Source organism: Nocardia farcinica (genome assembly GCF_001182745.1).
GTDB lineage: Bacteria > Actinomycetota > Actinomycetes > Mycobacteriales > Mycobacteriaceae > Nocardia > Nocardia farcinica.
The window spans coordinates 585,582-599,331 of sequence record NZ_LN868939.1; the positions used below are offsets into that span (position 1 = coordinate 585,582).

At 71.0% G+C, this 13,750-nt stretch carries 11 protein-coding genes; 10 read left to right on the top strand and 1 reads right to left on the bottom strand.

All coding sequences use genetic code 11. The features are described 5' to 3' along the window. Nucleotides 1-19: 19 nt before the first annotated feature. Complete coding sequence (locus AMO33_RS19780) at nt 20-820, bottom strand: Cof-type HAD-IIB family hydrolase (protein WP_050768195.1); 801 nt, start codon at nt 818-820, stop codon at nt 20-22. A 210-nt stretch (nt 821-1,030) separates the two neighbouring features. Here AMO33_RS19780 and AMO33_RS19785 point away from each other — a divergent pair, with 210 nt between their 5' ends. From AMO33_RS19785 to AMO33_RS19830, 10 genes are all read left to right on the top strand, one after another. Continuing rightward, nucleotides 1,031-2,008 carry an ABC transporter permease gene (locus AMO33_RS19785; protein ID WP_011206698.1) on the top strand — a complete coding sequence of 326 codons (978 nt, stop codon included), beginning with the start codon at nt 1,031-1,033 and terminating at the stop codon, nt 2,006-2,008. Between the two features lie 19 nt (nt 2,009-2,027). Further along, nucleotides 2,028-2,945 carry an ABC transporter permease gene (locus tag AMO33_RS19790; protein WP_011206697.1) on the top strand — a complete coding sequence of 306 codons (918 nt, stop codon included), beginning with the start codon at nt 2,028-2,030 and terminating at the stop codon, nt 2,943-2,945. Next, nucleotides 2,942-4,807, top strand: a complete 1,866-nt coding sequence (locus tag AMO33_RS19795; protein WP_060593852.1) for an ABC transporter ATP-binding protein — start codon at nt 2,942-2,944, stop codon at nt 4,805-4,807. Before AMO33_RS19790 ends, AMO33_RS19795 begins: the two co-directional genes overlap by 4 nt. Nucleotides 4,808-4,817: 10 nt before the next feature. After that, complete coding sequence (locus AMO33_RS19800) at nt 4,818-6,488, top strand: ABC transporter family substrate-binding protein (protein WP_060593853.1); 1,671 nt, start codon at nt 4,818-4,820, stop codon at nt 6,486-6,488. 22 nt (nt 6,489-6,510) lie between these two features. After that, entirely contained in the window at nt 6,511-8,175 is a 1,665-nt protein-coding gene (locus tag AMO33_RS19805; RefSeq protein WP_060593854.1) for an ABC transporter family substrate-binding protein, read from the top strand. Further along, nucleotides 8,172-8,924, top strand: coding sequence for a hypothetical protein (locus AMO33_RS19810; protein WP_060593855.1), 753 nt, complete (start codon nt 8,172-8,174; stop codon nt 8,922-8,924). Before AMO33_RS19805 ends, AMO33_RS19810 begins: the two co-directional genes overlap by 4 nt. Nucleotides 8,925-9,010: 86 nt before the next feature. Next, complete coding sequence (locus tag AMO33_RS19815; protein ID WP_060593856.1) at nt 9,011-9,802, top strand: FadR/GntR family transcriptional regulator; 792 nt, start codon at nt 9,011-9,013, stop codon at nt 9,800-9,802. Beyond that, entirely contained in the window at nt 9,799-10,455 is a 657-nt protein-coding gene (locus tag AMO33_RS19820) for a sterol desaturase family protein (RefSeq protein WP_060593857.1), read from the top strand. The genes AMO33_RS19815 and AMO33_RS19820 overlap by 4 nt, the downstream gene beginning before the upstream one ends. A gap of 52 nt (nt 10,456-10,507) precedes the next feature. Then, entirely contained in the window at nt 10,508-11,434 is a 927-nt protein-coding gene (locus AMO33_RS19825; RefSeq protein ID WP_060593858.1) for a hypothetical protein, read from the top strand. A gap of 38 nt (nt 11,435-11,472) precedes the next feature. After that, on the top strand, nt 11,473-13,725 hold the full coding sequence (locus tag AMO33_RS19830) for a heavy metal translocating P-type ATPase (protein WP_060593859.1): 2,253 nt from the start codon (nt 11,473-11,475) through the stop codon (nt 13,723-13,725). Nucleotides 13,726-13,750: the final 25 nt, after the last annotated feature.

Here is a 13,750-nt window from a genome sequence, read left to right on the forward strand (position 1 = left end):
CACAGCACCGGCCGAGCCCTCACCCCCACCAGCGCTCGAGCACGCGCGCCACGCCGTCCTCGGAGTTGGTGGTGGTGACCTCGTTGGCGGCCGCGATGGCTTCGGCGTGCGCGTTGGCCATGGCGACGCCGTGCCCGGCCAGTTCGAGCATGGGCACGTCGTTGGGCATGTCGCCGAAGGTGATGAGGGTGTCCGGTTCGACGCCGAGCCGCTGCGCCACGGTCCGCAGGCCAGAGGCCTTGGTCACCCCGGGGGCGGACAGTTCGACGAGCCCGTGATCGGTGGAGTAGGTGATGTCGGCGCGATCCCCGACCAGCGGGGCCAAGGCGTTGCGCATGTCGCCGCTGTGCGCCCCGGGTAGTCGGATGAGCATCTTGATCGCGGGCGCGTCGACCACCTCGTGCCGGGCGACGGCGGTGTCGTCGGGGTTGAGCCAGGCGTGTTCGTACTCCGGCGAGCTCACGAACTGGGGCGTGGCCGCGTCGTGCGCGGACTCGCCGACCCGCTCGGCGGCCAGCCCGCAGCCGGGCAGGGCGTGTTCGGCGATCTCGGCCAGCCACTCCAGAGTCGCCACGTCGAGCACGTGCCCGGCGAGGATCTTGTCGGCCGCGCTGTCGTAGATGACCGCGCCGTTGGCGCACACGCACAGCGGCGCGTACCCGAGCCCCTCCACGACCGGGTCGACCCAGCGCGGCGGCCTGCCGGTCGCCAGCACGAACGGCACGCCATCGGCGACCAGGGCGGCGACGGCCGCGCGGGTACGGGCACTGACGCGCTCGTCGTGGTCGATGAGCGTGCCGTCCACGTCGGTGGCGACCATCTTCGGCTTGGGCAGGTGCAGGCGTGTCACCTATCCATCCTGCCGGATGACCGGCCCGCCGCGGTCGGGAAGTGACGCAGCCGCGGCCGGGAACCCCCGCAGCGGGGACATGCCGAGCCCGGACGAGTGCCGCACGCGCCCGCGCCCGCCTCCCTATGATCAGGGTCCGATACCCGTATGCCCGGCCCCCGCCGGAGGACCTGAGGACTGATGATCGGCTTCCTGCTACGACGCGCCGCGAATTACGTCGTGCTGTTGCTGCTGGCCTCGTTCCTGACCTTCGCCGTCGCCGGACTCACCTTCCGGCCGCTGGACAGCCTCGAGCAGCGCAACCCGCGGCCGCCGCAGGCGGTGATCGACGCCAAGGCCGAGCAACTGCACCTGGACGAACCGATCCCGCAGCGCTACCTGACCTGGGTGAGCGGCGCGGTGCGCGGCGATTTCGGCACGACACTGGCGGGCCAGCCGGTGAGCGAGGAACTGGGCCGCCGGATCGGGGTGAGCCTGCGGCTGCTGGTGATCGGTTCCGTGCTCGGCACCGTGCTCGGCGTGCTGATCGGTGCGGCAGGGGCGATCCGGCAGTACCGCTTCAGTGACTACTTCACCACGATCGTGTCGCTGGTGCTGCTGAGCACGCCGATCTTCCTGCTCGCGACACTACTGAAATACGGTGCGCTGGAGATCAATTCGCTCACCGGTCAACGGATCTTCCTCTACACCGGGGAGACCTCGGCGCACCGGATCGAGGGGCTGTGGCCGCAGTTGCTCGACCGGCTGCAACATCTGGTGCTGCCGACCCTGGCGCTGGCGCTGGGCGGCATGGCGGGCTACAGCCGCTACCAGCGCAACGCGATGCTGGACGTGCTGCAGAGCGATTTCATCCGCACCGCCCGCGCCAAAGGACTCACCCGCGGCCGGGCGCTGTACAAGCACGGGTTGCGCACCGCCCTGATCCCGATGGCGACGCTGTTCGCCTACAGCCTCGGTGGTCTGATCACCGGCGCCACCTTCACCGAGAAGATCTTCGGCTGGCACGGCGTGGGCGAGTGGCTGGTCGACGCGGTGAACGCGCAGGACATCTACGTGGTGGTGACGGTGACCGTGTTCACCGGTCTGGTGGTGCTGGTCTCGGGCCTGCTCTCCGACATCGTCTACGCGATCCTGGACCCGCGGGTGCGGGTCGGATGAGGCGCGGGGGGAGGCGGTCATGACCGAAGCCGAGATCATCGTCGCGGGCGCACCGGAGTCCGCGACGGGCAGGCGCGCGCTGGTGTGGCGGCGGTTCCTGCGCAACAAGCCCGCGGTGGTGGCGGCCGTGGTGTTGCTGCTGCTCGTGCTGGCCAGTTTCGTGCTGCCGCACTTCCTGGCCTTCGACTACCTGGACCAGGACCGCACCGCCCTGCGCCAGCCACCGAGCCCGCGTCACCCGTTCGGGACCGACCCGATCGGACACGACGTGCTCGCCCAAACCCTGCGCGGGGCACAGAAATCACTGATCATCGGCTTCTGCGTCGCGATCTTCAGCACCGCGATCGCCGCGATCGCGGGGTCGGTGGCGGGCCTGCTCGGCGGCTGGACCGACCGGGCGATCATGTGGCTGGTCGACCTGCTGCTGGTCGTGCCGAGCACGATCGTCATCATGCTGTTCGCGCCGCGGGTCAAGGGCGGCGGCGGCATCGTGCTGCTGGTGGTGTTGCTGAGCGCCTTCGGCTGGATGATCAGCGCGCGCATCGTGCGCGGGTTGACGATGAGCCTGCGCGAACGCGAATTCGTGCGCGCCGCACGCTATATGGGCGCGCCGACGCGCACCGTGATCGCGACGCACATCATGCCCAACATCGCCTCGATCCTCATCATCGACACCACCCTCACCGTGGGTGCGGCGATCATGGCCGAAACCGGGCTGAGCTTCCTGGGTTTCGGGGTGCAACCGCCGGACGTCTCGCTGGGGACGCTGATCCGCGACGGCACCGCCTCGGCGCTCACCTACCCCTGGCTGTTCCTGTTCTCCGGCGGATTCCTGATCACGGTGGTGCTGTGCGCCAACCTGATCGGCGACGGGTTGCGCGACGCGTTCGACCCCGGCGCCAAGGGTGCGCGGAAGCGGAAGCGGGGGAAGGCATGACGGACGGGCGGACGACGGGCGAGCCGCTGCTCGAGGTCGCCGGGCTGACGGTGACCTTTCCGAGCGAGGAGGGCCGCATCGAGGCGGTGCGCGGGGTGGACTACACCGTCGCCGAGGGCGAGGTGCTGGCCATCGTCGGCGAATCCGGTTCGGGCAAATCGGTGTCGGCGCTGGCGGTGATGGGGCTGCTGCCGGAGCAGGCGCGGATCTCCGGTTCGATCCGGCTGCGCGGACGCGAGCTGCTCGGCCTGGGCGACCGGCAGCTGTCCAAGCTGCGCGGCCGCTCGATCAGCATGGTGTTCCAGGATCCGCTCTCGGCGCTGACCCCGGTGTACCGGGTGGGTGACCAGGTGGCCGAGGCCCTGCTCGCGCACGGCAGGATGGGCCGCAAGGAGGCGGCCGCGCGCGCGGTGGAGCTGCTCGAGCTGGTCGGTATCCCGGACGCGGCGGTGCGCGCCAAGGCGTTTCCGCACGAGTTCTCCGGCGGTATGCGCCAGCGGGTGGTGATCGCGATGGCCATCGCCAACGATCCGGCCCTGATCATCTGCGACGAACCGACCACCGCGCTGGACGTGACCGTGCAGAAGCAGATTCTGGATCTGCTGCGGCAGGCGCGCGACATCACCGGTGCGGGCGTGGTGATGATCACCCACGACATGGGCATCGCGGCCACGCTCGCCGACCGGGTGGCGGTGATGTACGCGGGCCGGGTGGTGGAGACCGCGACCGCGGCGGAACTGTTCGCCGAACCTCGGATGCCCTACACGGTCGGCCTGCTCGGCTCCATCCCGCGGCTGGACGGCCCGGCCCGTGCCCCGCTGATCCCGATCGCGGGCGCCCCGCCCGCCATGCACGCCCTGCCACCGGGTTGTTCGTTCGCCCCGCGCTGCCCGGTGGCCGTCGACGCCTGCCGCGCCGCCGAACCGCCCTTGGCACCGACCGGGCCGGCGCGGGCCGCGGCCTGTATTCGCACCGAGGAGCTGGGGTCGGCGGACCTGTTCGCCGCCTACCGTCGCGAGGTCGAATCCGCCGCCGCCCCCGCCGGCCCCGCGAGCGCCGCCGAACCGCCGGTGGTGCTGCGGGTCACCGACCTGGTGAAGACCTTCCCGATCACCTCCGGGGTGATCCTGCGCAGGCGCACCGGCGAGGTGCGCGCGGTGGACGGCATCGGTTTCGAGGTGCGCGCCGGGCGCACACTGGCGCTGGTCGGCGAATCCGGGTCGGGCAAGTCCACCACGCTCACCCAGATCCTCGACCTGGTACCGCCGCAGGGCGGCCGCATCGAGGTGCTCGGACACGACGTCGCCACGCTCACCCGGGCGCAGGCCAGGCAGCTGCGCAGGAAGATGCAGATCGTCTTCCAGGACCCGACCGCCGCGCTGGACCCCCGGCTGCCGATCTCCGACGTGCTGGCCCAGCCCTTGCGCATCGACGGGCGCCCGCGCGCCGAGATCGCCCGTCGGGTGCCGGAGCTGCTGGAACTGGTCGGGTTGCGGCCCGAGCACGCCGAACGCTATCCGGCCGATTTCTCCGGCGGCCAGAAGCAGCGCATCAGTATCGCGCGGGCGCTGGCGCTCGACCCGGAACTGCTGGTGCTCGACGAGCCGGTGTCCTCGCTGGACGTCTCCATCCAGGCCGGCGTGCTGAACCTGCTGCGCGAACTGCAGGACGAGCGCGGGCTGTCGTATCTGTTCGTCTCGCACGATCTTTCGGTGGTGCGCAACCTCGCCCACGACATCGCGGTGATGCACCGCGGCCGAATCGTGGAGTCGGGGCCCGCCGAGCAGGTGCTCGGCGACCCGCGGCACCCGTACACGCGGGCGCTGATCGACGCGGTGCCGATGCCGGCGCTCTCGCGGTAGGAGGAAAGCCATGCGGATCCGTTCGGCCACAGCGCGACTGGTGATCGGGTTGCTCGTGTGCGGGCTGGTCGGCTGCTCGGCGGCGGACCGCTCGGCCGATGGCCTGTCCGATGCGCTCGGCACCAGCAGCGACATCAACCCGGTGCCGCGCGAGCAGGTCCGCGAGGGCGGCAACCTGCGGCTGTCGGTGTCGGCTTTCCCGGCGAACTGGAACACCCTGTCGATCGACGGCAACGAGGGCGACATCGCCGATATCGAGCGGCCGATGATGCCGCGCGCCTTCCGCATCGACGCAGCGGGCAAGCTCACCGTCGATACCGACTTCTTCACCGATGTGGCGCTGACGAACACCAACCCCCAGCAGGTCACCTACACGATCAACCCGAAGGCCGTCTGGTCCGACGGCACCCCCGTCACCTGGGCGGACATCGCCGCCCAGGCCGCGGCGCTGAGCGGGCGCGACACCCGCTACCAGATCGCGATGACCAACGGCTTCGACCGGGTCGCGCGGGTGGACCGCGGCGTCGACGACCGGCAGGCGGTGCTCACCTTCGAGCGTCCGTACGCGGAGTGGCGCGGCCAGTTCGCGGGCAACGCCGCCCTGTTCCCGAAATCGGTGACCGGTGACCCCGATTCGTTCAACAGCGGGCTCGTGGACGCGATGGGACCGACCGCGGGCCCGTTCCGGCTGCAGTCCACCGACCGCGCCCAGGGCCGGATCGTGCTCGAACGCAATCCGCTGTGGTGGGGTACGCCACCCAAACTCGACACCATCACCTTCAGCGTGCTCGACAGCGCCGCCCGGGTCGCCGCACTGCAGAACGACGAACTCGATGTCACCCCGCTGACCAGCATCGACGAAGTGCTCACGGTGCGGGAGAGTGCGGGCCTCGAGGTGCGGCGGGCGCCGGGGAGCCGGTTCCGGCATCTGACCTTCAACGGCGCGCCCGGCTCCATCCTCGCCGACGCGGGGGTGCGGGTGGCGATCTCGAAGGCCATCGACCGGCAGGCGATCGCCTCGGCGCTGCAGAACGGCCTGGTCGAGGACCCGAAGCCGCTGAACAACCACATCTTCCTGCAGGGCCAGGAGGGCTACCGGGACAACAGCCTGCCCTTCGACCCGGCGGCCGCCGAGCGGGAACTCGACGCGCTCGGCTGGCGCCGCGAGGGCGATGTGCGGGTCAAGGACGGGCGCAGGCTGGTGATCCGCGATGTCATGTACGACGACCGGACCTGGGTGCAGATCGCCCAGATCATTCAGCGCAATCTGGCCGACATCGGGGTGGGCATGCAGATCGACACCCGGCCGGGCGCGGGCTTCTTCACCGATGTCATCCAGCCCGGCGATTTCGACGCCGCGCAGTTCATCTTCCAAGGGGACGCGTTCCCGCTGAGCAGCATCCCGCAGGTCTACGGCTACTACCCCGACGACCTGCAGGGCAACTTCGGCCGGATCGGTTCACCGGAACTGAACGAGCTGATCGAGCGTACGCTGTCCGAACTCGATCCCCAGCGGGCGATCGAGCTGGCCAATCAGGTGGACCGGGCCGTGTTCGAGGAGGGTCATTCGCTGCCGCTGTTCCAGTGGGACGGCAGTTACGGTGTGCGCGCGGACCTCGCCAACTTCGGCTCGCCGGGGCTGGCCTCCTACGACTACACCGCGATCGGATTCGTGCAGTGAGCGCGACCAGGAGGGAACGACGATGAGGATTCGGGCGGCCACGCGCATCGCGGCTCCGGTGCTCGCGCTGGGCATGGTGCTGGCGGCATGCGGCGGCGACAGCGGGCAGCTGACCGGGGAGAACACCATCGGCGCGAGCAGCGACATCAACCCGCGCGAGCCGGGCGAGCTGCGCGACGGCGGCAATCTGCGCCTGGCGCTGACGTCGTTCCCGGCCACCTTCAACACCCACCACGTCGACTCCGACGGCGAGGTCTCCGAGGTGCTGGCGGCGACGCTGCCCGGCACGCTGGAATCCGACGCCGCCGGTGAACTCACCGTCGACCACGACTACTTCACCGACGTCCAGCTCACCGGAACGAATCCGCAGCAGATCACCTACACCATCAATCCCGCGGCGGTCTGGTCCGACGGCACGCCCATCACCTGGGAGGATCTGCGCGCGCAAGCGACGGCGCTGAGCGGTCGCGACACCGCCTACCAGGTGGCCGCGACCCAGGGCTACAGCCGGATCGAGAAGGTCGAACGCGGCGTCGACGACCGGCAGGCCATCGTGACGATGGCGCAGCACTACGCCGAATGGCAGGGGTTGTTCAACCCGCTGTACCCGAAGGCCACGAACGAGACACCGGAGGCGTTCGAGAACCTCGATCGCGAAGCGCCGCGGGTCTCGGGCGGGCCGTTCATGGTCACCGAGATCGACCGAGCCCAGCAGCGGATCGTGTTGAGCCGCAATCCCCGCTGGTGGGGCGAGACGCCGAAGCTGGAGACGATCACCTACAGCGTGCTGGATTACGCGGCCCGGCTGAACGCGCTGCAGAACAACGAACTCGACTCCGCGGACGTCTCCGGCCTCGACGAGGTGCAGGCGGCCTCGCAGACGCCCGGACTCGTCGTGCGCCGTGCCCCCGCGCTGCGCTTCTCGCACATGACGTTCAACGGCGCGCCCGGTTCCATCCTGGAAGACCCGCGGTTGCGGGTGGCGATCTCCAAGGCGATCGATCGCCAGGCCATCGCCTCGGCGCTGCTCAACGGCCTGGTCGCCGATCCGAAGCCGCTGAACAACCACCTCTACCTGGAGGGGCAGAAGGGCTACCAGGACAACGCGCAGGCCGTGGCCTACGACCCCGAGCAGGCCGCCGCCGAACTCGACGCGCTCGGCTGGAAGCTCAACGGGGACGTGCGGGAGAAGGACGGGCGCCCGCTCGAGATCCGCAATGTGATGTACCAGCAGCAGAACTGGGTGCAGATCGCCCAGATCGCCCAGCAGAATCTCGCGCAGGTGGGTGTGCGGTTGAAGATCGAAACCTACCCGGGCAACGGCCTGTTCACCGACGTCATCGATCCGGGTAACTTCGACATCGCCAACTTCGTGTGGATGAAGAGCATCTTCCCGCTCGGCGCGCTGCCGCAGATCTACGCCTACGACCCGGCGAATCCGCTGAGCAACAAGGGCCGCATCGGCTCGCCGGAACTCAACGACCTCATCGAGCGGACCATTTCCGAACTCGATCCGGACAAGGCCATCGAGATGGCCAACGAGGCCGATCGGATGATCTTCGAACTGGGCTTCTCGCTGCCGCTCTACCAGTCGGCGGGCATCGTCGCCCAGCGCGAGGACCTGGCCAACTGGGGCGCGTTCGGATTGCAGTCGGCGGACTACACGAAAGTCGGCTTCCTGAAGTGAGTTCCGGGCCGGGCGACCGGTTCCGGCCGCTCGTCTACCCGGGCGCGGTGACGGTGGGCGCGCTCGCCGTGTGCGCGGTGCTGCTGCCGTTGGCCGACGCCGACCAGCTGGCCGCGCTCGCGACCGTGATGCTGGTGATCGTCGGGTACAGCGGCGTGCGGGCGGCGCGGGCGCTCGGGGTGGTGTCGACCGGGGTGCCCGCGGGCGAGCGGCTGTCGGCGCGGCGGGTGCGTCAGCAGCATCGGCTGGTGAGCCGCTCGTGGCTGGAGATCACCGCGGGTGATCGGCGGTGGTGGGTGCCGGTGTATTTCGCGCCCGAGCTGGTGGGGCTCACGGTCGCCGAGGTGCACTGCGCGCAGGCGGGGTCGGAGGGACGTTCTCGGTTGCGGTTCGCCGGGAACCGGTTGTCGCTCCGCGAGTTCGAGACCGGCGCAGCCGGCGGGGCGGCGACCGGCGCGGTCCGGCTGCGGGTGTATCCCTCCGGGCGGGCGCGCACGAGCGAGCCGCCGGGTCGCCTGATCGACAATCCGGTGCGCTCGGCCCCGGACGCCGACGAGCGGGCCCGGGTCGCCGCCCGGGTGCTCCGGCGCCTGCTGCTCGACGCCCAGCCCGCCGTGGCCGCGCCGGTCGCGGCGCTGCTGTGGGTCTACCTCGACGGCGGCGGCCTGCCCGCCTTCACCGGGGCCCTCGTGGTCGGGGCGGCGGCCGCGGTGTGGCTGACGGCGGTGCGGGGGTCGGACCCCAGTTGAGGGCAGGGTCCGGCGGCCGGGAAGTTCGCCGACCAAATTGGTCTTACCACTTGACCAGCTGACCAACGCGGCGCACAGTAGTACCCATGGCGTTGCAACCTGTGGTCAAACGGTCGGTATCGGCGGATGTGTTCGAGCAGATCGCCGCGGAGGTGCTCAGCGGTGAACGCGCACCCGGCTCGGCCTTGCCGAGTGAGCGTCAGCTCGCCGAAGCACTCGGGGTCTCCCGGCCCGCCGTGCGCGAGGCACTGCAACGCCTCGCGGCGGCGGGACTGGTCGCGGTGCGCCAGGGCGACACCACCACCGTGCTGGACTACCGCCGTGGCGCGGGCTTGGAGATCCTGCCGCGCCTGCTGATCCGCCAGGGCACCCTCGACCCGACCGTGGCCCGCAGCATTCTCGAGGCCCGATTGCACAACGGACCGAAGGTGGCCGAGCTGGCCGCGGCCCGGGCGGGCGATCGGGAGGCGCTGCGCCACGAGCTGGACCGCTGCCTCGACGCGCTGGCCCGCGAGACCGAGCCCGTCGCCCTGCAACGACACGCGCTCGCGTTCTGGGACCACCTGGTCGACGCCGCCGACTCCATCGTCTTCCGGCTGATGAACAACATGCTGCGCGCCGCCTACGAACCGGCGCTGGAGGCGCTGGCCCCGCTGATGACCGCCGAGGTCGGCAACGTCGCGGGATATCGCGCCATCGCCGAGGCCGTGCTCGCCGCCGATCCGCCGGCCGCGACCGCTGCGGCCCGGGCCCTGCTCGAACCCGCCACCACCGCCTTGATCGCCGCCCTCGACGCGGCCGCGGCGACATCGAACACCGCTTCCGCGACATCGAACACCGCCGCCGAGGCGACACCGAACACCGAGGAACCATCATGACCCGATCCACCGTCCGCCGCGGAATGACGCTCGGCGATGCCTTCCGCGAATTCCTGCGCCATCCCTCGCCGTGGATGATCGCCACCACCCTGGTGTGCGTGCTGGCCGCCCGGCTGGTCGTCGGCGACTGGCAACCGACCGACGCGCTGGTGCCGCTGGTGATGGTGGCGGTGTTCCCGGTTTTCGAATGGGTGGTGCACGTGCTCGTGCTGCACTGGCGGCCGAAGCGGCTCGGGCGGCTGACCCTGGACAGCGAACTGGCCCGTAAGCACCGCGAACACCACATCGACCCGCGCGAGATCCCGCTCATCTTCATCCCGACGCGATCGCTGGTGATCGTGCTGGTGGCACTGCTGCTGATCGCCGCGTTCGCCTTCCCCCGGCCGGGCCTGGGGCTGACCTTCCTGCTCACCGTCACGGTGCTCGGCCTCGGCTACGAGTGGACGCACTACCTCATCCACACCGACTACAAGCCGCGCCGCGCGCTGTACCGCGCGGTGTGGCGCAACCACCGCCACCACCATTACAAGAACGAGCACTACTGGTTCACCGTCACCAGCTCCGGCACCGCCGACCGCCTGTTCGGCACCTGTCCCGACCCGGCCACGGTGGCCACGTCCCCGACGGCTCGCAACCTCCACGGCGCCCACTGAGCGGGCAGGCGAGCCGGTTGACAAAGTACCCTAGGGGGGTATGGTAGGTGGCATGAACGCCGCCACCAAGTTCACCGGTTTCGCCGTCGGGCTCGCCGCGATCTTCGGCATCGCGCTGGGCGTCGGCGCGCTCGTCGGCCCCACCGACTCCCCACCCGCCGAGCACGCCGAGCACGACACCGCCGCCGACGCCCCCGCGGCCGACCACCTGCCCGGCGGACTGCTCGTCACCGACCGGGGCTACACCCTCGAGCTGGCGGACCCCCAGGTCAGCGCGGCCCCGGAGGTTCCGCTGCGGTTGCGCATCCTCGACGCGAGCGGCGCGCCCGTCACCCGGTACACCACCAGCCACGACAAGGATCTGCACCTGATCGTGGTCCGCCGCGACCTCACCGCCTTCCAGCACGTGCACCCGGTGCTCGGCGCCGACGGCACCTGGAGCGTGCCGCTGAATCTCAGCCGGGCCGGGGACTACCGCGTCTACGCCGACTTCGTCCCGGAGGGCGGCGAGAACCTGACGCTGGGCGCCGACCTGCGGGTCGCCGGCGGCTACGATCCCCAGCCGCTGCCCGCCCCGGCCGGCACCGCCGTCGTGGGCGACTACACCGTCACCCTGACGGGCACCGTCACCGCGGGCGCGCCGTCGACGGTGACCCTCTCGGTCGCCCGCAACGGACAGCCCGTCACCGACCTGCAGCCCTACCTGGGCGCCTACGGCCACCTGGTCGCGCTACGCTCGGCAGATCTGGCCTACCTGCACGTGCACCCCGAAGGCCACCCGGGTGACGGCGTGACCGCACCGGGACCGGGCATCACCTTCGCGATGACCGCGCCCAGCCCCGGCGACTACCGCCTGTTCCTGGACTTCCAGCACGAGGGCGTGGTCCGCACCGCCGAATTCACCGTGACGGTGCCGCGCGACGGCGCGACCGCCACCGCACCCGCCCCCGCGCCACACGACGACGGCCACGGCCACTGACGCCGACCGCACGCGGGCCGCACAGAACGGAGCACCCCATGACCACCGCGCTGAACCAGCCGGTCGCCGGCCGGATCGAACTCGAGATCGGCGGCATGACCTGCGCATCCTGCGCCAACCGCATTGAGAAGAAGCTCAACAAGCTCGACGGCGTCACCGCCACGGTCAACTACGCCACCGAGAAGGCGCGCGTCGACTTCACCGGCGACATCGCCCCCGAGGACCTGATCGCCACCGTCGAGGCGGCCGGTTACACCGCCGCGCTGCCCGCGCCGGCCACGACCGGCGAACCGCAATCCGCGCGGGTCGAGGCCGATCCCACCGCCGCCCTGCGCACCCGGTTGCTCGTCTCGGCGGTGCTGACGGTGCCGGTGATCGCGATGGCGATGGTCCCGGCCCTGCAGTTCACCAACTGGCAGTGGCTGTCGCTGACGCTGGCCGCGCCGGTGGTGGTGTGGGGCGCGCTGCCGTTCCACCGAGCGGCCTGGACCAATCTGCGCCACGGCACCGCGACAATGGACACCCTGGTCTCGATGGGCACCCTGGCCGCGCTGGGCTGGTCCCTGTACGCGCTGTTCTGGGGCACCGCGGGCACGCCGGGCATGACCCACCCGTTCGAGCTCACCATCGCCAGGACCGACGGCACCGGCAACATCTACCTCGAGGCCGCCGCGGGCGTGACCACCTTCATCCTGGCCGGGCGGTATTTCGAGGCCCGCTCCAAGCGGCGGGCGGGCGCGGCGTTGCGCGCGCTGCTCGAGCTCGGCGCCAAGGAAGTCTCGGTGCTGCGCGGGGGTGTCGAACAGCGCATCCCGGTCGAGCAGCTCGCCGTCGGCGACCGGTTCGTGGTGCGTCCCGGCGAGAAGATCGCCACCGACGGTGTGGTCGTCGAGGGCTCCTCGGCGGTGGACGCCTCGATGCTGACCGGCGAATCGGTGCCGGTGGAGGTCGGGGAGAACGACGCGGTGGTCGGCGCCACGGTCAACGTCGGCGGCCGGCTCGTGGTGCGGGCGACCCGCATCGGCTCCGACACCCAGCTGGCCCAGATGGCCCGGCTGGTCGAGGAGGCGCAGACCGGCAAGGCGCAGGCCCAGCGGCTGGCCGACCGGATCTCGGGCATCTTCGTGCCGATCGTGATCGCGCTGGCGGTGGCGACCCTCGGCTTCTGGCTGGGCACCGGCGGTTCGGTGGCGGCGGCGTTCACCGCGGCGGTCGCCGTGCTCATCATCGCCTGCCCCTGCGCACTCGGCCTGGCCACCCCGACCGCGCTGATGGTCGGCACCGGGCGGGGCGCGCAGTTGGGTGTGCTCATCAAGGGCCCGGAGATCCTGGAGTCGACCCGGCGGGTGGACACCATCCTGCTGGACAAGACCGGCACGGTCACCACCGGCACGATGACCCTGCTCGACGTGCACGCCGCCGAGGGCGAGGACGCCGACCGGGTGCTGGCGGTGGCGGGCGCGCTGGAGCACTCCTCCGAGCACCCGATCGCCCGCGCCATCGCCGAGGCCGCCCGCGCGCGCGGCGAACTCGCCCCGGTGCGCGACTTCGCCAATCTCGCCGGCCTCGGCGTGCATGGCACTGTCGACGGGCACGAGGTGCTGGTGGGCCGGCCGCGCCTGCTCGCCGAACGGGGTCACCCGATGCCGTCCGGCCTGGCCGAGGCGGTCGACGCGGCCGAACAGCGTGGCGGCACCGCCGTCGCGGTGGGTTGGGACGGCGCGGTCCGCGGCGTGCTCGTGGTCGCGGACGCGGTGAAACCCACGTCGGCGCAGGCCATCTCGCAGTTCAAGGCGCTCGGCCTCACCCCGGTGATGGTTACCGGCGACAATGCCGCGGCCGCCCGTACGGTCGCCGACCAGGTCGGCATCGACGAGGTGATCGCGGAGGTCATGCCCGAGGAGAAGGTGGCCGCGGTGCGGCGGCTGCAGGAGCAGGGCCGGGTCGTGGCGATGGTCGGTGACGGCGTCAACGACGCCGCGGCGCTGGCCCAGGCCGATCTGGGCCTGGCGATGGGCACCGGCACCGATGTCGCCATCGAGGCCAGCGACCTCACGCTGGTGCGCGGCGATCTGCGCGCCGCCGTCGACGCGATCCGGTTGTCGCGCCGCACGCTCGGCACCATCAAGGCCAACCTGTTCTGGGCCTTCGCCTACAACGTGGCCGCGATCCCGCTGGCGATGGCCGGACTGCTCAACCCGATGCTCGCGGGCGCCGCGATGGCGTTCTCGTCGGTGTTCGTGGTGAGCAACAGCCTGCGGCTGCGCCGGTTCACCGCGACGGCGAGCTGAGGTCCGGTCGGCGAACGGGTCGGAC